At 72.7% G+C, this 20,460-nt stretch carries 17 protein-coding genes; 12 read left to right on the top strand and 5 right to left on the bottom strand.

What is annotated here, in order from left to right; translation table 11 throughout:
* The first annotated feature begins 31 nt into the window (after positions 1-31).
* Positions 32-1,147 (top strand): sigma-E factor regulatory protein RseB domain-containing protein, encoded by a 1,116-nt coding sequence (locus tag ABZV78_RS18155; protein WP_355639902.1) that lies wholly within the window; start codon positions 32-34, stop codon positions 1,145-1,147.
* A gap of 278 nt (positions 1,148-1,425) precedes the next feature.
* Positions 1,426-3,645, top strand: coding sequence for an AAA family ATPase (locus ABZV78_RS18150; protein WP_355639923.1), 2,220 nt, complete (start codon positions 1,426-1,428; stop codon positions 3,643-3,645).
* Positions 3,646-3,770: 125 nt separating this feature from the next.
* On the opposite strand, the gene ABZV78_RS18145 is transcribed toward ABZV78_RS18150, so the two are convergent.
* A complete protein-coding gene (locus ABZV78_RS18145; RefSeq protein ID WP_355639900.1) occupies positions 3,771-4,193 on the bottom strand; it encodes a hypothetical protein in 423 nt (140 codons plus the stop codon).
* Positions 4,194-4,480: 287 nt separating this feature from the next.
* On the opposite strand from ABZV78_RS18145, the gene ABZV78_RS18140 reads away from it, so the two are divergent.
* Positions 4,481-4,858: a hypothetical protein gene (locus ABZV78_RS18140; RefSeq protein ID WP_355639898.1), complete on the top strand. Its 378-nt coding sequence runs from the start codon at positions 4,481-4,483 to the stop codon at positions 4,856-4,858.
* A gap of 63 nt (positions 4,859-4,921) precedes the next feature.
* On the opposite strand, the gene ABZV78_RS18135 is transcribed toward ABZV78_RS18140, so the two are convergent.
* The 3 genes from ABZV78_RS18135 to ABZV78_RS18125 form a co-directional block, all read right to left on the bottom strand.
* On the bottom strand, positions 4,922-5,869 hold the full coding sequence (locus tag ABZV78_RS18135) for a sporulation protein (protein ID WP_355639896.1): 948 nt from the start codon (positions 5,867-5,869) through the stop codon (positions 4,922-4,924).
* A 103-nt stretch (positions 5,870-5,972) separates the two neighbouring features.
* Positions 5,973-6,749: a DeoR/GlpR family DNA-binding transcription regulator gene (locus ABZV78_RS18130; protein ID WP_355639894.1), complete on the bottom strand. Its 777-nt coding sequence runs from the start codon at positions 6,747-6,749 to the stop codon at positions 5,973-5,975.
* 37 nt (positions 6,750-6,786) lie between these two features.
* Complete coding sequence (locus tag ABZV78_RS18125) at positions 6,787-8,796, bottom strand: beta-galactosidase (protein WP_355639892.1); 2,010 nt, start codon at positions 8,794-8,796, stop codon at positions 6,787-6,789.
* Positions 8,797-9,075: 279 nt separating this feature from the next.
* Between ABZV78_RS18125 and ABZV78_RS18120 the strand changes: the two genes are divergently transcribed.
* The 7 genes from ABZV78_RS18120 to ABZV78_RS18090 all read left to right on the top strand — a co-directional run bounded on the left by ABZV78_RS18120 (position 9,076) and on the right by ABZV78_RS18090 (position 16,803).
* Entirely contained in the window at positions 9,076-10,404 is a 1,329-nt protein-coding gene (locus ABZV78_RS18120; protein WP_355639890.1) for an ABC transporter substrate-binding protein, read from the top strand.
* A 22-nt stretch (positions 10,405-10,426) separates the two neighbouring features.
* A complete protein-coding gene (locus tag ABZV78_RS18115) occupies positions 10,427-11,383 on the top strand; it encodes a sugar ABC transporter permease (protein ID WP_355639888.1) in 957 nt (318 codons plus the stop codon).
* Positions 11,380-12,291, top strand: a complete 912-nt coding sequence (locus ABZV78_RS18110) for a carbohydrate ABC transporter permease (RefSeq protein ID WP_355639886.1) — start codon at positions 11,380-11,382, stop codon at positions 12,289-12,291. The genes ABZV78_RS18115 and ABZV78_RS18110 overlap by 4 nt, the downstream gene beginning before the upstream one ends.
* Positions 12,288-14,480 carry an alpha-galactosidase gene (locus tag ABZV78_RS18105; protein ID WP_355639884.1) on the top strand — a complete coding sequence of 731 codons (2,193 nt, stop codon included), beginning with the start codon at positions 12,288-12,290 and terminating at the stop codon, positions 14,478-14,480. Before ABZV78_RS18110 ends, ABZV78_RS18105 begins: the two co-directional genes overlap by 4 nt.
* A 117-nt stretch (positions 14,481-14,597) precedes the next feature.
* The gene (locus ABZV78_RS18100) at positions 14,598-14,990 is read left to right on the top strand and encodes a YciI family protein (RefSeq protein ID WP_355639921.1); all 393 of its coding nucleotides are present in this window, start codon (positions 14,598-14,600) and stop codon (positions 14,988-14,990) included.
* A gap of 3 nt (positions 14,991-14,993) precedes the next feature.
* Positions 14,994-16,247 carry a sigma-70 family RNA polymerase sigma factor gene (locus tag ABZV78_RS18095; protein ID WP_355639920.1) on the top strand — a complete coding sequence of 418 codons (1,254 nt, stop codon included), beginning with the start codon at positions 14,994-14,996 and terminating at the stop codon, positions 16,245-16,247.
* 31 nt (positions 16,248-16,278) lie between these two features.
* Positions 16,279-16,803 (top strand): NUDIX hydrolase, encoded by a 525-nt coding sequence (locus ABZV78_RS18090; protein WP_355639882.1) that lies wholly within the window; start codon positions 16,279-16,281, stop codon positions 16,801-16,803.
* Positions 16,804-16,914: 111 nt separating this feature from the next.
* Here the strand turns inward: ABZV78_RS18090 and ABZV78_RS18085 are convergent, their stop codons facing one another.
* The gene (locus ABZV78_RS18085) at positions 16,915-18,270 is read right to left on the bottom strand and encodes a cellulase family glycosylhydrolase (protein WP_355639880.1); all 1,356 of its coding nucleotides are present in this window, start codon (positions 18,268-18,270) and stop codon (positions 16,915-16,917) included.
* 382 nt (positions 18,271-18,652) lie between these two features.
* Between ABZV78_RS18085 and ABZV78_RS18080 the strand changes: the two genes are divergently transcribed.
* Entirely contained in the window at positions 18,653-19,615 is a 963-nt protein-coding gene (locus ABZV78_RS18080; protein WP_355639878.1) for a TIGR03557 family F420-dependent LLM class oxidoreductase, read from the top strand.
* Positions 19,612-20,457: an alpha/beta hydrolase gene (locus ABZV78_RS18075; RefSeq protein WP_355639876.1), complete on the top strand. Its 846-nt coding sequence runs from the start codon at positions 19,612-19,614 to the stop codon at positions 20,455-20,457. Before ABZV78_RS18080 ends, ABZV78_RS18075 begins: the two co-directional genes overlap by 4 nt.
* Positions 20,458-20,460 lie beyond the last annotated feature (3 nt).

Raw genomic sequence — 20,460 nt, 5'->3', positions numbered from 1 at the left:
GTGCAGCATCTACCGTCAGGAGGTGCAGAACATGTCCGTACTGAAGAACCGCGCCGTGCTGCGCTGGCTGGTCCCGGTGACCGCGGGGGTCGCCGTGATCGGGGGCGGTGCCGCCGTCGGCACGTTCGCCGCCGGGGCCGACCCGGCGCTGCCGCCGCGTACCGCCGCTCAGCTCCTGGAGGACCTGCGGACGTCCCGCCTCGACGGGCTCTCCGGCACGGTGGTGCAGCGCGCCGACCTCGGGCTGCCGCGGATCGCCGAGCTGGCCGGGCAGGTCGGCGGGAACGAGCTGGCCAGCCTGATCAGCGGCACGCACACGCTGCGCGTCTGGTACGCCGGCCCGGACCGGCAGCGGGTGGCCCTGGTCGACACGCTCGGCGAGCGGGACGTGCTGCGCAACGGGCGCGACGTCTGGACCTGGAGCAGCCGGGACAACGCCGCGTCGCACCGGACGCTGCCGGCGGAGGGGAAGGACCTCGACACCGCGCCGGCCACCCCGGCCGACGCCGCCGACCGGGCGCTGGAGGCCATCGACCCGAGCACCGCGGTCACCGTGGGCCGCTCCGCCACGGTCGCCGGGCGCAGCGTCTACGAGCTGGTGCTGACGCCGCGCGACCGGGACTCGCTGGTGCACCAGGTGCGGATCGCGCTGGACGCGAAGGAGCACGTGCCGCTGCGCTTCGAGGTGCTCGCCGACGGGGCGGACGAGCCGGCGTTCGAGGTGGCGTTCACCCAGGTCGACTTCCGCACGCCGGACGCCGACCAGTTCCGGTTCAACCCGCCGCCGGGTGTGCGGGTCACCGAGGAGTCGGCGGGCGACGACCGCGGGCCGGCCGGCAAGCACCTGCCCGAGCGGGGCAAGGACGGGCCGGACGTGCGTACCGTCGGGACCGGCTGGACCACCGTGCTGGTCGCGAAGCTCGACGCGGCCGGGCCGGGCGCCCCGGCGGGGAAGCCGGGCGAGGCGACGGGGCCGGACGCGGAGGCCATGGCGAAGGTGCTCGGCGGGCTGGAGCGGGTGAGCGGTGACTGGGGCAGCGGGCGGCTGCTCACCGGCAAGCTGTTCAGCGTGCTGCTCACCGACGACGGCCGGGTGCTGGCCGGCCTGGTCCGGCCGGAGCGGCTGTACGAGGCGGCGAAGGGCTGAGATCCGCGGGATCCGTCGGGGTCCGGTCGGCGTGTGCCGGCCGGGCCCCGTTCTCGTGTGCGAGCCTGCGGTGTGACGTGGTCGCGGGCGGCCGGCGAGGCTTGGTCCGGCGGCGGGCCGCGCGGTATCTTTCTCATTTCAAACACAAAAAGGAATGGCTCGTAAAGCCATTCCTGCCGCAATTTTAGCCATGAGGAGCCGGCTTGTCAACCCACTCCGACGTGTCGGGTGAGCTGCACCAGGACGACGAGATCGGTCGCGAGCAGGAGTACGTCTCGATGCTCTACGACCGGCTGGACGGCATGCGGGACCAGGCCGCCCGGCGGCTCACCGAGGAGCTGCGCGCGACCGGCGGCACCCTCCAGGCCCGTTCGCAGCGCGACTCCGCCGTGGGGATGTACGCCGACCAGGTCGAGCAGTATTCCGCGGTGGAGACCGGCCTCTGCTTCGGCCGGCTCGACGGCGGCGACGACTCGTGCCGCTACATCGGCCGGATCGGCATCTTCGACACCTCCGGCGACTACGACCCACTGCTGATCGACTGGCGCGCCCCGGCCGCCCGCGCCTTCTACCTGGCCACCGCCGCCAACCCGCAGGGCGTGCGCCGGCGTCGGCACCTGCGTACCCGGGAGCGGAAGGTCACCGGGCTCAACGACGAGGTGCTGGACATCGCCGCCGCCTCGCCCACCGCCCACGAGGAGGTGACCGGGGAGGCGTCCCTGCTCGCGGCGCTGAACGCCGGGCGTACCGGGCGGATGCGCGACATCGTCGAGACCATCCAGGCCGAGCAGGACCGGATCATCCGGGCCGACCTGCCGGGCGTCATGGTGGTGCAGGGCGGGCCGGGCACCGGCAAGACGGCGGTGGCGCTGCACCGGGCCGCGTACCTGCTCTACACCCACCGGCAGCAGCTCTCCACCCGGGGCGTGCTGCTGGTCGGCCCGAACGCCACCTTCCTGCGCTACATCTCCCAGGTGCTGCCGGCGCTGGCCGAGACGGGCGTGCTGCTGCGCACCCAGGCCGACCTCTTCCCCGGCGTGCACGCCGGGCGCACCGAGCCGGCGGCGACCGCGGCGCTGAAGGGGCGCGCGGTGCTGGCCGAGGTGCTGGCCAACGCGGTCCGGGACCGGCAGTGGGTGCCGGCCGAGCCGCTGGAGATCGAACTGCCCCAGCGGGAGGTCCTCACCCTCGACCCGGAGACGGTGCGCCAGGCGCGGGACCGGGTCCGCCGCACCGACCGCCCGCACAACCTGGCCCGGGCGCTGTTCGACATCGAGATCGTGCACGCGCTCGCCGACCAGGTCGCCGAGCGGATCGGCGCCGACCCGCTCGGCGGGGAGAACCTGCTCTCCGAGGCCGACCGGGCCGAGATCCGCCGGGAGCTGCGCGACGAGCCCGAGATCCGGGCCGCGCTGGACGAGCTGTGGCCGGTGCTCACCCCGCAGCGGCTGCTCGCCGACCTGTACGCCTCTCCCGAGCGGATCGCCGCCGCCGCGCCGATGCTCACCGACGCCGAGCGGGCCGCGCTGCACCGGGAGCCGGGCGGCTGGACGCCGGCCGACGTGCCGCTGCTCGACGAGGCGGCCGAGCTGCTCGGTGAGGACGAGCGCGCCGCCGCAGCCCGCCGGGACCGGATCCGCGCCATGGAACGGGAGTACGCCGAGGGCGTGCTGGAGATCTGGCGCGGTTCCCGCTCGATCGACGTGGAGGACGAGGCGGACGGTGGCGAGATCCTCGGCGTCACCGACCTGATCGACGCCGACCGGCTCTCCGAGCGGCAGGAGGAGGCCGACCGGCTCACCACCGCGCAGCGCGCCGCCGCCGACCGGACCTGGGCCTTCGGGCACGTGATCGTCGACGAGGCGCAGGAGCTGTCGCCGATGGCCTGGCGGCTGCTGATGCGCCGCTGCCCGAGCCGGTCGATGACCATCGTCGGGGACGTGGCGCAGACCGGCGCGCTCGCCGGCACTCCGTCGTGGCAGGAGGCGCTGGCGCCGTACGTGGCGGACCGGTGGCGGCTGGAGGAGCTGACCGTCAGCTACCGCACCCCGGCCGAGATCATGGCGGTCGCCGCCGAGGTGCTCGCCGAGATCGACCCGGCGCTGCGCCCACCACGCTCCGTACGCGCCAGCGGCGTGCCGCCGTGGGAGCGGAGCGTCGCCGGGGACCGGCTCGCCGCCGAACTGGTCGAGGCGACCGCGCGGGAGGCCGACGGGCTGGCCGACGGCCGGCTCGGGGTGATCGTGCCGGCCGGCCGGGTGGCCGAGCTGGGGGCGGCGGTCGTCGCCGCGCTGCCGGAGGCGACCGTCGGCGAGCAGCCGGAGTTGGCGAACCGGGTGGTGGTGCTCACCACCGAGCAGGCCAAGGGCCTGGAGTTCGACTCGGTGCTGGTGGTGGACCCGGACCGCATCGTCGCCGAGTCCCCCCGCGGTCACAGCGACCTCTACGTCGCCCTCACCCGCGCCACCCAGCGCCTGGGCATCCTCCGCACGCCCTGACCCACCCCACCCTCTGGACGATCATGAGGTTGGCGGCGATGTGGATCTCCGTTCCTGCCGCCAACTTCATGATCGACGCGGCGAAAGGGGGCGGCGGTTGCCGCCCCCTCTCCTCGGTGTCGGTGTCAGCCTGGGTTGGCTCGGTCGTTGGTGAAGTTGCCGACCTGGCTGCCGCTGGACGAGGCGTCGCTGGTGGAGCCGCCGGCCGGGGTGCTCAGGCCGCCGGTGGTGGCGTCGCCCGTGGTGGTCGGGGCCACCCTGCCCCGGTGCCGCTCCGGTTGGCGGGCCAGCCGGCGGACGCTGGCCGGGCCGGCCGTGCCGCCGGTCGTGGTGATCGCGCCCTGGCCCCGGGTGGGGCCGCCGTCGCGCAACACGTTCGGGTCGACCGGGGCGTGCGCCGGGTCGTCCGGATCGTCCTCCTGGATCACCCGCAGCACGTCGGTCTGCGGCACGGTGACCTCGTCGAGCGCGCCCTCGCCGTAGACGCCGCCGGCGACCCGCTCCTCGGCCCGCCGGGCGGCCTGCTGCCGCATGTCGTCCTCACGCACGTGAACCACCTCGCAGGTTTCTCGGGATCCGTCTTGCGTGCCCGTCGACCGCCGGCTGAAACCGGCCGGCCGTCCGGCCCGGGAGCGGTGTCGGTTGCATACCCGGATGTCTGGTTCCAGCGGTGGATCGGCGCGCTCCTATTCGGCCGGGGGCCGGCGTTACCTGTCCGAGGCCTCGGGTAGACGGAGGGTGCCCCCGCCACAGAGCGCGAACCGTGCCGTGGCCGACCTGCGGCAGCGGGGCGGGAGGTGTGCAGGGAACGACTCATCAATCCTGAGGAGGACAGATGAGCACGCAGGCTGCATCCACCAGGCCGATGAACCGGCCGGCGCAGGACATGTCCAACCGGGCCGCGATGCAGGAGACGCCGACCCGCCCGATGCCGATGATGCACGACGGCCAGCGGCAGGCGATCCAGTCGCCCGGCACGGAGACCAAGCCGTCGCTCCGGACGACCGAATTCTGGGTCTACGTCGCGTCGGTCGCGGCCGTGCTGGTGGCGTCCTTCCTGGTCGGCAAGAACTCGGTCGGCGTGGACATCTTCCGCGCACCGCAGGCCTGGTTCTTCATCACGCTGCTGACCATCGGTTACCTGGGTAGCCGGGGTCTGGCCAAGGCCGGAAGCAACTTCCGCAGCGGTGAGGAGCGCAAGGCCCGGCACTGACTTGGAGCCACACCTGAGACGACGATGCCCCCGGGGTAAACCCGGGGGCATCGTCGCGTGCCGTCACTCCCCGCCGAAGTCCCCGAAGTCGCCCTCGAAGGCGTCCTCGATCAGTTCACCGGCGACCAGGCCGCCCGCCACGCCGAGCGCGGCGCCGCCCAGCATGCCGCCCATGCCCGAGCCGCGGTGCCCGTGGTGCCCGTGCGGGGCGCCGAAGCCCTGGGCGCGCAGGTTGCCGAAGCGCGAGGTGGTCTCGCGCAGCCAGCCGTCGACCACCTGGACCCAGTCGGTGCGGCCGGCGTCGCTGTGCGGGACGGCGTACCGGCCGAAGGCGTCGTGCCCGGCGCTGAGGAAGCCGCCGCGCTTGTCGCACTCCAGGATCACCTCGACGCCGTGCTGGCTGGTGACGAAGGTCAGCTCGACCTCGTTGACCGCCCGGGCGTACTGGGGCGAGGCGAAGAACTCGATCTCCTGGTAGAAGGGGAGCGTCTGCTGCACGCCCCGGATGTGGCCGCGCTCCAGGTCGGCGTGCTTGAAGCGGAAGCCGAGCGCCTGGAAGGCGTCGAGGATCCGCTCGTGGATCGGCAGCGGGTGTACCGCCACCTGGTCCAGGTCGGACTTGTCGACGGCCCGGGCCACCGCCAGCTCGGTGCGCAGGCCCATGGTCATGCCGTGCAGCCGCTGGCCGTAGACGTCGGTGACCGGGGTCTCCCACGGGACGGGGAGCTGGAACGGGATGGACAGCTGCTGCTTCGGGGCCAGCTGGAGCGGGCCGCTCACCGGCATGCGGTGGAACTCCATGACGCCGGCGTACTCGGTGTCGCCGCCCTCGATCTCGACTCGGGTGACCAGGCCGACGGTGATCTGCTCGATGCTCGCCGGCGCGTCGCCGCCGACCAGGTTGACGTGCCCGTCCAGGGTCAGGCCCGGCCGGGTGTTGGGGTTGGTCAGCACGGTGTCGACGCTGGGGCCACCCACGCCGAACGCGCTCAGCATCTTCTTGAAGACCATCGCCACTACTCCGCTTCCACCGTCGGCGCGCTCCACCCTGGAGCGCGCGGGGCCAGAGGGACCCTAACCTGGGCGGCTGTGAGGTGCCTGAAAGCGAGCCGGGTCAGTCGACGTCGACCACGATCAGCTCACCGACCTGTTCGCCGATCTGCCGGCGCCCCTCCGGCGGCAGCCCGGCGTCGGTGACGAGCAGGTCGGCCTCCTCCAGTGGGGCGATGGTGGCGATGCCGATGGTCTCCCACTTGGTGTGGTCGGCGAGGACGACGAGCCGCCGGGCCGCGCCGATCAGCCGCCGGTTGACCGCCGCCTCCAGCAGGTTCGGGGTGGTGAACCCGGTACGCGGGCTCATCCCGTGCACGCCGAGGAAGAGCAGGTCGACGTTGAGCGCGGCGATGGCCGCCTCGGCCACCGGCCCGGTCAGGGCATCCGACGGGGTACGGATGCCGCCCGTGAGCACGACGGTCTGGTCGGCGCGCGGGTTCTGGTAGAGGGCGTCGGCCACCGGGATCGAGTTGGTGACCACGGTCAGCCCCCGGACGTCGGCCAGCCGGGCGGCCAGGGCGGCGGTGGTCGTGCCGGCGGAGAGCGCGATCGCCATGCCGGGCTCGACCAGACCGGCGGCTCGCTCGACGATGGCCCGCTTCTCGGCCTGCTGCCGGATCGACTTGGCCGCGAAGCCCGGCTCCTCGGCCGAGCCCGGGCCGGCCAGCGTCGCTCCCCCGTGGACCTTGTCGACCAGGCCCCGTTCGGCGAGCACCTCCAGGTCCCGCCGGATGGTCATGTCCGACACCCCGAAGCGGCTGACCAGGTGGCTGACCCGGACGCCGCCGCGCTGGCGGATCAGCTCCAGGATGGCGCTCTGCCGTTGCTGAGCGAGCATGAATCCTCCTTCGCGCGCAAGCGGCACGGTACGCGGGTCAGACGGTCTCGGGATGGACCGCGGGCTCCTCGCGGACGACCGCCACCTCGCCCGCCGGGACCACCAGCTCGCCGTCGCACCGGTCGCCCCCGAGCAGTTCGGCGCCGGTGACCGCCAGCCGGGCCTCGGCGTCGGTGTGGTTGATGACGAACAGCCAGCTCCGGTCGGCGGCCCGGCGGCGGACCACCTCCACCCCCGCCGGCGCGGTCGCCGCCGGGCCGGCGCCGGCCTCGGTGAGCAGGCGGGCGACCAGCCGTTCGGTGGCCGGCTGGTCGAGCCGGGTGCCGAGGTACCAGGCCGCGCCGGCGCCGACCGCGTGCCGGGTCAGCGCCGGCACCCCGGGCAGCGGCCCGTCCGCGTACGACGCGAGCACCTCGGCGCCCTCGGCGTGCAGCCACTCGGTCCACACGTCGGCGGCCGTGCCGTCGTCGAGGCGGACCGACTCGCCCGCCCGGAGCGGGAAGAACTCCTCGGTGCGCACGCCGAGCAGGTCGCGGAACGCGCCCGGGTAGCCGCCGAGCCGGATGTGGTCGTGCTCGTCGACGATGCCGCTGAAGTAGGTGACCAGCGCGGTCCCGCCCGCCTCGACGTAGCGGCGCAGCGCGTCGGCGTCGGCGTCGCGGACCAGGTAGAGGGTGGGCGCCAGGACCAGCCGGTAGCGGGACAGGTCGGTGGACGGGTGCACCACGTCGGCGGTGACGCCGGCCCGCCAGAGCGCGCCGTGCAGCGCGGTGAGCCGGTCGGTGTAGGTGACGTCGACGCTGGGGTGGGAGTCGAGTTCGGCGCCCCACCAGGCCTCGTAGTCGAAGAGGATGGCCACGTCGGCGTCGACCCGGCTGCCGCGTACCTCGGCCAGGGCCTGGAGGTCGGCGCCGAGCCGGCAGACCTCGCGGAACACCTTGGTCTCCGGGCCGGCGTGCGGGACCAGCGCGGAGTGGAACTTCTCGGCGCCCGCCCGGGAGGCCCGCCATTGGAAGAACAGCACCCCGTCGGCGCCGCGCGCCACGTGGGCGAGGCTGTTGCGGCGCAGCTGGCCGGGGGTCTTGGCGACGTTGCGCGGCTGCCAGTTCACCGCGCTCGTGGAGTGCTCCATGAGCAGCCACGGGTCGCCGCCGGCGACGCCCCGGGTGTGGTCGGCGGCCAGCGCCAGGCCGACCTGCGGCTCGCGGTCGGCCGCGGTCAGGTAGTGGTCGTTGGAGACCAGGTCCACGTCGGCGGCCCAGGAGTGGTAGTCGAGGTACTTGATGCCCGTGCCGATCATGAAGTTCGTGGTGACCGGTTGGGTGGTGAGTCGGGTCAGCAGGTCCCGCTCGGCGCGCAGTTGGGCGCGCTGCTCGTCGGAGGAGAAGCGCAGGAAGTCGAGCTGCTGGGTGGGGTTGGCGAAGGTCGGCGCGGTCCGCGGCGGGTTGACCTCGGCCCAGTCGTGGTAGCGCTGGCTCCAGAACGCGGTGCCCCAGGCGGCGTTGAGCGAGTCCAGGTCGCCGTAGCGCTCGCGCAGCCAGCGGCGGAACGCCTCGGCGCTGACGTCGCAGTAGCAGTGCACGTTGTGGCAGCCCAGCTCGTTGGAGACGTGCCACATGACGACGGCCGGATGGTCGGCGTACCGGCCGGCGACGGCCTCGACCAGGGCGAGTGAGCGCTCCCGGAACACCGGCGAGCTGGGGCAGTACGCCTGCCGCCCGCCCGGCCAGAGGATCGTGCCGTCGGCGCGGCGGGGCAGGGTCTCCGGGTGCCGGTGGGCCAGCCAGGGTGGCGGGCTGGCGGTGGCGGTGGCCAGGTCGACGCTGATCCCGCCGGCGTACAGCAGGTCGAGCGCCCGGTCCAGCCAGTCGAACTCGAAGCGGCCGGGTGCGGGTTCCAGCAGGGCCCAGGAGAAGATCCCGACCGACACCAGGTTGACCCCGGCCCGGCGCATCAGCTCGACGTCCTCGGCCCAGGTCTCCTCGGGCCACTGCTCCGGGTTGTAGTCGGCGCCGTACCAGATGCGCTCACCGTGCCAGTTCCGCATGACAGCAGAGGGTGCCCCCGAACGGCACCCAAGTCAACACTTTCCAACATCGACAGATTCTCCAACGTTTACCGCCTCTCCCCCGTGTCACAACTGGGTTATCGCTGTCCTTCTGCCCTCTTGACAGGGCCGAACCAAGGGGTAGCTTCAACCGCCACCGGCTGTTTGTGTTCGGACATGTGGATTCACGGTGGATCTACGCCGGCCGCCACGAACACCGATCCCCGCCACCCGTCACGGCCCTTGGGCGCAGCGCACCTCTTCAACGCAGGAGGCACAATGTCCCGTCCCCGCTCGCAAGCCGAGTACCTCGCCCGACTCGTACCCCCGTCCGTCGCCGGCCTGAACCGCCGCTCGCTGCTCGCCGGCGCGGCCGGCGCGGGCGCGCTGCTGGGCACGGGACTGCTCGCCGGCTGCGGCTCCGACTCCGACTCCGGCGCGGGCTCGAAGACCGTGTCGGTCGGCTCGAACGCCTCGGACCCGACCCCGAAGGACGTCCTCGCCAAGCTGGCGGCCGGGTTCCAGACCTCGTCCGGAGTCAGCGCCAACATCAACACGGTCGACCACAACACGTTCCAGGAGAACATCAACAACTACCTGCAGGGCAAGCCGGACGACGTGTTCACCTGGTTCGCCGGCTACCGGATGCGGTTCTTCGCCGCCAAGGGCCTGGCCGGCGACGTCAGCGACGTCTGGGGCAAGCTCTCCGGCTACTCGGACGCGTTCAAGAAGGCGTCCACCGGCGACGACGGCAAGCAGTACTTCGTGCCGGCGTCGTACTACCCGTGGGCGGTGTTCTACCGCAAGTCGGTGTGGCAGCAGCGCGGGTACCAGGTGCCCAAGACCCTGGACGAGCTGAACAACCTCGGCGCGCAGATGAAGAAGGACGGGCTCAACCCGATCGCCTTCGCCGACAAGGACGGCTGGCCGGCGATGGGCACCTTCGACATCCTCAACCTGCGGATCAACGGCTACCAGTTCCACGTCGACCTGATGGCGGGCAAGGAGGCGTGGACCTCCGACAAGGTGAAGAAGGTCTTCGACACCTGGGCCGGGCTGCTGCCGCTGCACCAGCCGGACGCCCTCGGCCGGACCTGGCAGGAGGCCGCCCAGTCGCTGCAGCAGAAGAAGAGCGGCATGTACCTGCTCGGCCTCTTCGTCGCACAGCAGTTCAACGAGAACGAGCAGGACGACATCGACTTCTTCACCTTCCCCGAGGTCGACTCGACCATCGGGGCCAAGGCGCTGGACGCGCCGATCGACGGCTACATGATGGCCCGCAAGCCGAAGTCCGAGGCCAACGCCAAGAAGCTGCTGGAGTACATCGGCGGCGTCGACGCCGCGAACATCATGGTGAAGGGCGACCCCGGCACCCTGGTGGCCAACAGCGGCGCCGACACCAGCGGCTACACCGCGCTGAAGAAGAAGGCCGCCGAGCTGGTCGGCTCCGCCACCGAGATCGCCCAGTTCCTCGACCGCGACACCCGGCCGGACTTCGCCTCGACCGTGATGATCCCGGCGCTGCAGCAGTTCATCAAGGACCCGAAGGACATCAGCGGCCTGCTCACCAGCATCGAGAACCAGAAGAAGTCCATCTTCACCAGCTGACGGCGGAAAGGGGGAGGACATCGTGTCCGACCTGCCCCTGGTCCAAGCGGACCGCGCCGTGCCGCCGCCGGCCGCGACCACCACCACGCGTGGTCGCGGCCGCCGGCTACGGCTCCTGTCCCGCACCGACCGCGTGGTGATCACGCTGATGGTGCTCGTACCGCTGCTGCTCGTGGTGGCCCTGGTCTGGCTGCCGGCACTGGCCACCGTGGCGCTCTCCGGCACCAACTGGGACGGCATCGGCCCGCTCGCCGAGATCGACTGGGTCGGCCTGAAGAACTACGACGACGTGGTGAACATCTACCCGCCGTTCGTGCCGGCGATCCAGAACAACCTGCTCTGGCTGGCCGCCCTCTTCGTGGTGGCCACCCCGTTCGGGATGTTCCTCGCCGTGCTGCTCGACAAGGAGCTGCGCGGCAGCCGCTTCTACCAGACCGCGCTCTACCTGCCGGTGGTGCTCTCGCTGGCGCTGATCGGCTTCGTCTGGCAGCTCATCTACAGCCGCGACCAGGGCCTGCTCAACGCGGTCCTCGGCACGCAGACCGACTGGTACGGCGACCCGAACGTGAACATCTGGGCCGTGCTGTTCGCCGCCGGCTGGCGGCACGTCGGCTACATCATGCTGCTCTACCTGGCCGGCCTGAAGGGCGTCGACCCGTCGCTGCGCGAGGCCGCCGCCGTGGACGGCTCGTCGGAGGTCAGCACCTTCTTCCGGGTGGTCTTCCCGGTCATGCGCCCCATCAACATCATCGTGCTGGTCGTGACGGTGATCGAATCGCTGCGTGCGTTCGACCTGGTCTGGGTCATCAACAAGGGGCGCAACGGGCTGGAGCTGATCTCCGCGCTGGTCACCGCGAACGTGGTGGGCGAGGCCAGCCGGATCGGCTTCGGATCGGCGCTGGCGACCATCATGCTGGTCGTCTCCCTCGTCTTCATCACCCTCTACCTGTTCACCGTGATGCGGGAGGACCGGCGATGAGCAGCGCGACCCTGACCCGTACGCCGGACACCGCGGCGCCGTCCACCCGCCGCCGGCCACTGCGGCCGGCCCGGGTGGTCCTGCACGTCTTCCTCGCCGCGGTGGCGGTCGGCTGGCTCTTCCCGATCCTCTGGGCGGTGCTCACCTCACTGCGCTCGTACGAGTACACGGCCACCCACGGCTACGTCTCGTTCGGCGGCTGGACCCTCGACAACTACGTCACCGCGTGGCGGACCGCCGAGTTCGGCAAGCACTTCCTCAACTCGGTCTACATCACGGTTCCGGCGGTGCTGCTGACCCTCTTCCTGGCCTCCTGCGTGGCGTTCGTCATCGCCCGGTTCAGCTGGAAGCTCAACATCGCGCTGCTCGGCCTCTTCACGGCGGCGAACCTGCTGCCGCAGCAGGCCCTGCTCATCCCGCTGTTCCGGATGTTCACCGAGATCCCGCTGCCGGCCTGGATGAGCGACTCGGAGCTGCTCTACGACAGCTACTGGGGGCTGATCCTGGTCAACGTCGCCTTCCAGTGCGGCTTCTGCGTCTTCGTGCTGAGCAACTACATGAAGGCCCTGCCGCACGAGCTGTACGAGGCGGCCATGGTCGACGGAGCGAGCGTATGGCGGCAGTACTGGCAGGTGACCATGCCGCTGTGCCGGCCGGCCCTGGCCGCGCTGGCGACGCTGGAGGTGACCTGGATCTACAACGAGTTCTTCTGGGCCACCGTCCTGATGCGCACCGGCGACAAGTTCCCGGTGACCAGCTCGCTGAACAACCTGCGCGGCGAGTTCTTCACCGACAACAACCTCGTCTCGGCCGGCTCCGTGCTGGTCGCCATCCCCACCCTGGTGATCTTCTTCCTGTTGCAGAAGCAGTTCGTCCGGGGGCTGACCCTGGGAGCGTCCAAGGGATGATCGTCCACCTGCGCCGCGCGCGGACCAGCCTGGTGCTCGACGCGCGCGGCCCCGGCCTGCCCCGGGTCGTGCACTGGGGCGCCGACCTCGGGCCGCTGCCCGCCGGCGACCTGCCTGCGCTGGTCGAGGCCACCATCCCGCCGGTGGTGCCGAGCAGCTTCGACGCGCCGACCGTGCTGTCGCTGCTGCCCGAGCCGAGCGCCGGCTGGAGCGGCCGGCCCGGGCTGGCCGGGCACCGGGACGGCCGGGACTGGTCGACCGCCTTCCGCCTCGACACGATCGACGTCGACGACCCGCGTGGCGGTGGCGGGGACGCGGTGCGCGTACCCGGGGAGGAGCGGGACCACGGCGGGTCCGCGGCCGCGCGGGTGACCGTGCGGGCCGCGGACCCGGGCGCCGGGTTGTCGCTGACCGTCGAGATCACCCTGAGCCCGGCGGGGCTGCTGACCGTGCGGCACCGGCTGCGCAACGACGGCGACCGGCCCTACGAGGTACGCGAGCTGACACCGGTGCTGCCGGTGCCGGCGGTCGCCACCGAACTGCTCGACCTGACCGGGCGCTGGTGCCGGGAGCGCGCGCCGCAGCGGCACCCGTGGCCCATGGGCGCCTGGGTCCGCGAGGGGCGGCACGGCCGGACCGGGCACGACGCCACCCTGCTGCTGGTCGCCGGCACTTCCGGGTTCGGCTTCGGGCACGGCGAGGTGTGGGCGGTGCACACGGCGTGGAGCGGCGACCACGTCACGGTCGCCGAGCGCCGGCCGACCGGCGAGGCCACCCTCGGCGGCGGTGAGCTGCTCGCCCCCGGCGAGATCGTGCTCGGCCCGGGCGAGGAGTATGCCTCTCCCCTGCTGCACGCGGTGCACTCCGTCGCCGGGCTGGACGGGCTCAGCGACGTGCTGCACACCCACCTGCGGGCCCGCCCGGAGCACCCGCGCGGCCCCCGCCCGGTGACGCTGAACGTCTGGGAGGCGGTCTACTTCGACCACGACCTCGACCGGCTCAAGGGTCTCGCCGACCGCGCCGCCGAGGTGGGCGTGGAACGCTTCGTGCTGGACGACGGCTGGTTCCGCGGCCGGCGGCACGACCGGGCCGGGCTCGGCGACTGGTGGGTCGACGACGACGTCTGGCCGGACGGGCTGCAACCGCTCATCGACCACGTCCGCAAGCACGGCATGCAGTTCGGGCTCTGGGTCGAGCCGGAAATGGTCAACCCGGACTCGGACCTGTTCCGGGCCCACCCGGACTGGGTGCTCCAGGCCCCCGGCCGGCTGCCGCCGGAGTGGCGGCACCAGCAGGTGCTCGACCTGGCCCACCCCGACGCGTACGCCCACCTGCTCGGCCGGCTCGACGCGGTGCTGAGCGAGCACGACGGCATCGCGTACCTGAAGTGGGACCACAACCGGGACCTCACCGAGGCCGGGCACAGCGGCCGGCCGGGCGTGCACGCGCAGACCGTGGCCGTCTACCGGCTCCTCGACGACCTGCGCGCCCGGCACCCCGGCGTGGAGATCGAGAGCTGCTCGTCGGGCGGGGCGCGGGTCGACCTGGAGATCCTGCGGCGGACCGACCGGGTCTGGGCCAGCGACTGCAACGACGCCCTGGAACGCCTGTCGATCCAGCGCTGGACCGGGCTGCTGCTCCCGCCCGAGCTGGTCGGCACCCACATCGGACCGGAGCGCTCACACACCACCCACCGGGTGCACGACCTGGGCTTCCGGGCGGTCACCGCGCTCTTCGGTCACCACGGCATCGAGTGGGACATCAGCGGGATCGGCGCGGCCGAGCGGGCCGAACTCGCCGCCTGGGTGGCGCTGCACAAGCGGCTCCGCTCGCTGCTGCACGCCGGGCGGGTGGTCCGGGTCGACCACCCGGACCCGGCCGTGCAGGCCCACGGCGTGGTCGCCCACGACGGCTCCCACGCGGTGTACGCGGTCTCCCGGCTGGCCACCTCGGCGGCGCAGGTGCCGGGCGTGGTGCGGCTGCCGGGGCTGGATCCGGCGCGGCGCTACCTGGTCCGGCTCCCGGCCGGGGTGCCCGAACCGGCGCTGTTGCAGCTCACCCCGCCCGGCTGGCTCGCCTCGGACGCCGGGGTGACGCTCGGCGGCTCCGTGCTCGGCGCGGTGGGGCTCCAGGTCCCGGCCCTGCACCCCGAGCAGGCGCTGCTGCTGGAGGTCACCGCCGTCGACTAGTCGGATGTTCTCGAAATTTCCTGGTCGCGGATGTCGAGAAGCGGGGTGGCAGCTTCTACCGGAGGGTGAAAGCACCGACAATCGGTGTTCAGGCGTGAGGAGCCAACCGTGAAGTACATGCTGCTGATGCAGTTCAGCGCCGCCGGGACCGACTTCCCCTCGATCGACACCTGGACCCCGGAGGAGATCCGGGCGCACATCGGCTTCATGGGGGAGCTCAACGCGAAGCTCGTCGCCGACGGGGAGTTCGTGCAGGGCGAGGGCCTGGGCGGGCCGCAGCAGGCGCGGATCGTCCGGGCCGGTGAGAACGGCGCGCCGGTGGTCACCGAGGGGCCGTTCGCGGAGACCAAGGAGTTCCTGGCCGGCTGGTGGATCGTGGACTGCGAGACGCCGCAGCGGGCCGTGGAGATCGCCGCGCACATCTCCACCGCGCCCGGGCCGGGCGGGCGGCCGCTGAACATGCCGATCGAGGTGCACCCCGTCATGTCGGCGCCGCCGCAGGAGCTGTGACCCCTGGGCGTACCGGACCACACCGTCGAGGACCTGCTGCGCGAACTCGCGCCGCAGGTCCTCGGCGTGCTCGCCCGCCGGTTCGGCGACTTCGCCACCGCCGAGGACGCCGTGCAGGAGGCGCTGCTCGCGGCGGCCACCCAGTGGCCGGCCGAGGGGCTGCCGGAGCATCCGCGCGGCTGGCTGGTCCAGGTCGCGTACCGCCGGATGATCGAGCTGGTCCGGGGCGAGGCGGCCCGCCGGGACCGGGAGGACCGGGCCGCCCGGCGCGGCGGCGACGACCGGCGCACGGCGCCGGCCGCCGACGAGCCGCTGACCGCGGACCGGGACGACACCCTGGTGCTGCTCTTCCTCTGCTGCCACCCGACGCTCTCCACGGCGTCGGCGATCGCGCTGACCCTGCGCGCCGTCGGCGGGCTCAGCACCGCCGAGATCGCCCGCGCCTTCCTCGTCCCCGAGGCCACGATGGCGCAGCGGATCAGCCGGGCCAAGCAGCGCATCAAGTCCTCCGGCCTGCCGTTCCGGATGCCGGCGGAGGAGGAGCGGCAGGCCCGGCTCGCCGCGGTGCTGCACGTGCTCTACCTGATCTTCACCGAGGGGCACACCGCGAGCCTCGGCGACGACCTGCGCCGGGTCGACCTCTCCGAGGAAGCCATCCGGCTGACCCGGGCCATGCACGCGCTGCTGCCCGACGACAGCGAGGTCGCCGGGCTGCTGGCCCTCATGCTGCTCACCGAGGCCCGGGCCGCCGCCCGGACCGGCCCGTCCGGCGAGCTGATCTCCCTGGCCGACCAGGACCGCTCCCGGTGGGACGCCGCCGCCATCGCCGAGGGAACCGCGCTGGTCACCCGGGCGATGGCCCGCGGACCGGTGGGGCCCTACCAACTCCAGGCCGCCGTCGCCGCCCTGCACGACGAGGCGCCGACCGCGGAACGGACCGACTGGCCGCAGATCCTCGCCCTCTACCAGGTGCTGGAGCGGCTGGCGGAGAGCCCGGTGGTGTCGCTCAACCGGGCCGTGGCGACCGCCATGGTGCACGGCCCGGCCGCCGGGTTGGCCGCCCTCGCCGCGCTGGCCACCGACCCCCGGCTGACCGACCACCACCGCCTCGACGCGGCCCGGGCCCACCTGCACGAGATGGCCGGCGACCGGGACGCGGCGGTGCGGCACTACCGGTCGGCCGCCGCCCGTACCACCAGCCGCCCCGAGCACGAGTACCTCCTGATGCGGGCAGCCCGCCTGGCGAACCCGAGCTGACCGACGCACTCCCGGCTGGGATCATCGTGCGATGGAGCGCCTGGACAGCCGGACCGTCTACACCAACCCCTGGATGACCGTACGCGAGGACCGCGTCCGGCGGCCGGACGGCTCGACCGGCATCTACGGGGTGGTGGAGAAACCGGACTTCGCGCTGGTGCTGCCCCGCTGGGCGAAGGGCTTCTGGCTGGTGGAGCAGTTCCGCTACCCGGTCGGCCGGCGCGCCTGGGAATTCCCGCAGGGCAGTTGGGGGCGCGGGGCGGGCGGCAGCGCCGCCGACCTGGCCCGGCGGGAACTGGCGGAGGAGACCGGGCTGCGCGCCGGGACGGTCACCCACCTCGGGCACCTGTTCGAGGCGTACGGGTTCTCCACCCAGGGCTTCGACGTCTACCTGGCCACCGGGCTGGCCGAGGGGGAGCCGGACCGGGAGGTGACCGAGCAGGACATGGTGCACCGGCGGTTCACCGACGCGGAGATCCGGGGCATGGTGCTTGCCGGCGACATCGTCGACGCGCCGTCGCTGGCCGCGCTGACCCTCTACGCCCTGCACGGCTGATCCCGCCGGTCAGCGCACGGCCAGGGTAGAGGAAACGATCACGGCGGGGCGTACCCGGAAAGGGCGGTGGCCGGGTCCGTGCGGACCCGGCCACCGGTGGCGCGTCGCGGATCAGCTCGCGGTGCAGGTCACCGCGGGGATTGCGTTGGCGCCGTTCCAGCTGCCGATGAAGCCGAACGAGGTGCTGGCCCCGGCGCCGAGCCGGCCGTTCCAGTCGACGTTGCGGGCCGTGTACGCCGAGCCGCTGTTGCTGACCGCGGCGTTCCACGACTGGCTGACGGTCTGGCCGTTGGCGAACGTCCACCTCGTCGTCCAGCCGGTGATCGCGGCGGCGCCCGCGGTCACCTTGACCTCGCCCTGGAAGCCACCCTGCCAGGAGTTGACGATGGTGTAGCTGGCGGTGCAGCCGGCGGGCGGCGGGGTGGGGCCGCCGCTCGGACTGGTGGTCGGGCTCGGGCTGGTGGTCGGGCTCGGCGAGGTGCCGGCGAAGACGGACGCCTCCCTGGCGGTGGCCCGGATGCCGTTGGCCCCGTTGAAGATCCGCTGGCCCCAGCTGGTGAGCTGGTTCGGGTCGAAGTTGGTGGCCATGTCGAGGTACTCGACGCCGCCGCCGTTGCCGCTCCACGACCAGCCGAGGTAGCCGATCCCGTTGGCCTGGCTGTAGGCCAGGATGGTGTCCTCGTCCGGGTTGCCGTCGGAGTGGTTGAAGCCGAACTCGCCGACCACGATGGGCAGCCCGGCGGTGCGGAACCGGCCCAGGTAGTCGGTGATCTCGGCGGCGGTGTCGAAGACGCCGTACATGTGGATCGAGAAGACGGTGTTCTTCTGCGGGTCGGCGGCGAAGACCGTGCCGGCGTTGTCGCGCATGGTGAAGGACCAGTCCTGGCCCCAGTTCGGGGCGTCCACCATGATCGTGTGGGTCAGGCCGCCGGCGCGCAGCCGCTTGACCGCGTTGGCCGTGTCGGTGGCCCAGGTGCCGTAGCCCTGGTTGCCGTACGGCTCGTTGCCGATGTTGACGATGACGTACTTCTCCTGGCCCTGGAGGGCGCTGGCGATGCTGAGCCAGTAGTCGACCGCCCGGTCCAGGGTGATGGCGCCGCTCTGCTCGCCGTACCCGGTGGTGTCGTGCACCTCCAGGACGCAGATCAGCCGGTTGGCCCTGCAGAGTGAGATGACGTTGGCGACGTCGGCGGCGCTGTTCTTCGCCCAGCGGTCGCCGCTGGCCAGCACCACCCGGACGGTGTTCGCGCCGAGCGCCTTGACGTTGGCGAACGAGGTGGTCTGCTGCGGGTACCAGGTGTGCGCGTGGTTGACCCCGCGCATCACGAACTCGGTGCCGTTGGCGTCGTAGAGCCGGCCGTTCGCGACCGAGAAGCCGGCGGCGGCGTGCGCCGGTTGCCCGAAGGCGAAGACGGCGGCGAGGACCGTCAGCAGGGCGGCGCCCGCGACGGAGAGCAACTTCTTCATGGCTGTCCTCAGGGAGGTCTCCCCCGTGTCCTGGTGGGGGGTGCGGTGATGGTGACGACGGCGCGCGGCTGAGCCCGACAGCCGCCGCCCGACTCCCGGCGGACGCAGGCATCAGCGTAGGGCGATGGAACGCGGAAGGCAACCGGTTAAGCTGATCGGCCGTTCGGGGTGGCATCCTGCGGCGGCCCATGTCGCCCACGGGCCGCCGCAGGGGCGGTCATCCCCACCACAGGATGGTGCGCCACCCGGCCTGAACCGGTTAAGCCGGACCGTAGGCAGCATCGCCACCGGCGTCAAGACGGCCGGCCGCCGAAGTGGACACCAGGGTTGACCGCCGCTGCGCGGGGTATCCGGTGACGATCCGCCCGGAAGGAGATGTGCCATGGTCAACGTCGGCTACACCCTCATGTGCGAGCAGGCCGGCCCCAAGCAGCTGGTCGACCACGCCGTCCGCGCCGAGGCCGCCGGCTTCGACCACCTCGTCATGTCCGACCACTACTCCCCCTGGCTGGACTCGCAGGGCCACTCCCCGTACGCGTGGTCGGTGCTCGGCGCGGTCGCCCATGCCACCAGCCGGGCCGAGCTGCTCTCCTTCGTGACGTGCCCGATCCGGCGCTACCACCCGGCCGTGGTGGCGCAGAAGGCCAGCACCGTCGGGGTGCTCTCGGACGGGCGGTTCACCCTGGGCCTCGGCGCCGGGGAGAATCTCAACGAGCACGTGGTGGGCGGCTGGCCGCACGTGCAGCAGCGGCACGAGATGTTCGAGGAGGCGCTCCAGATCATCCGGCCGCTGCTCAACGGCGAGACGCTGACCTTCTCCGGCAACCACTACGACGTGCCCGACGCCTACGTCTGGGACCGGCCGGACCGGCCGGTGCCCATGGCGGTGGCCGCCTCGGGCCGGCAGTCCGCCACGCTCGCCGCCGACTACGCCGACGCCATGATCGCCACCGACCCGCTGCCGCACCTGGTCGAGATGTACGAGGAGGCCGGCGGCGCCGGTCGCCCGCGCTACGGCCAGGTCGCCATCTGCTACGGCCCCGACGAGGCCGAATGCCGCAAGATCGTGCACGACCAGTTCCGGTGGTTCGGCCTGGGCTGGAAGGTCAACGCCGACCTGCCCGGCCCGGACGCCTTCGCCGCGGCCAGCCAGTTCGTCCGCGAGGACGACGTGGCCGAGAGCATCCCCTGCGGGCCGGACGTCGACCGGCACGTCGAGGCGTTCAAGAAGTTCGTCGAGGCCGGGTTCACCCACGTGGCGCTGGTCCAGGTCGGCGGGGACAGCCAGCCGATGTTCCTGGACTGGGCCCAGGAGGAGCTGCTGCCCCGGCTGCGCGAGCTGTGACCGGTCTCGCGGTCCGGCCGTCGCCACCGGGGCGCTTCGGGCCGGCGGAGTTGCGGCTGGCCCTGGCCGCACCCCGGCCGGCCGCCGGCCTGACCAGCGAGTTCCGGCTGGTCGACGGTCTGCGTACGCACACCCGCCGGTCGGCCGACCCGGGCGGGGACGCGCCGCCCGTGGTGCTGGTGCACGGCCTCGCCGTCTCGCACCGCTACCTCACCCCGCTGGCGCTGGCCCTGTCGGCCACCCACCCGGTGTACGTGCCGGACCTGCCCGGCTTCGGGCTGACCGAGCGCCCCGGCACGGCCTACGACGTGCCCCGGCACGCGGCGTTCCTGGCGGAGTGGTTGGCCGCGTACCGGCTGGGGCCGGTCTGCCTGCTCGGCCACTCGTTCGGCGCGGAGGTGGCCGCGGCGCTCGCCGCCCGCCGCCCCGACCTGGTGAGCGCGCTGGTGCTGGCCGGCCCGACCAGCGATCCGGCCGCCCGCTCCAGGCGCGGCCAGTTCGGGCGGTGGCTGGTGGACACGCTGTGGGAGGCGAAGTGGCAGGTGCCCATCCTGCTCCGCGACGTCCTCGACGCCCGACCGTGGCGGGTGCTCGCCACCCTGTCCCACTCGGTGCGCAACGCCATCGAGGCGGACCTGGTCCGGGTCACCGTGCCGACGCTGGTGCTGACCGGCGCCCGGGACCCGGTCGTCCCGGCCGGTTGGCGCGCGGAGGCGGCCCGCCTGGTCCCCGACGCCCGGACGGCCGCCGTGCCGGGGGCCGCGCACAACGTCGCCACCACCGCGCCCGGCCCGGTCGCCGACGCGATCCGCGACCTGCTGGCGCCCGTCCTGCGAAGGTGAGTC

The sequence above is a fragment of the Micromonospora sp. NPDC004540 genome (genome assembly GCF_040610095.1).
Taxonomy (GTDB): domain Bacteria; phylum Actinomycetota; class Actinomycetes; order Mycobacteriales; family Micromonosporaceae; genus Micromonospora.
Note: the sequence above shows the minus strand (reverse complement) of the source record. Positions and strands in the feature narration are given on the sequence as shown.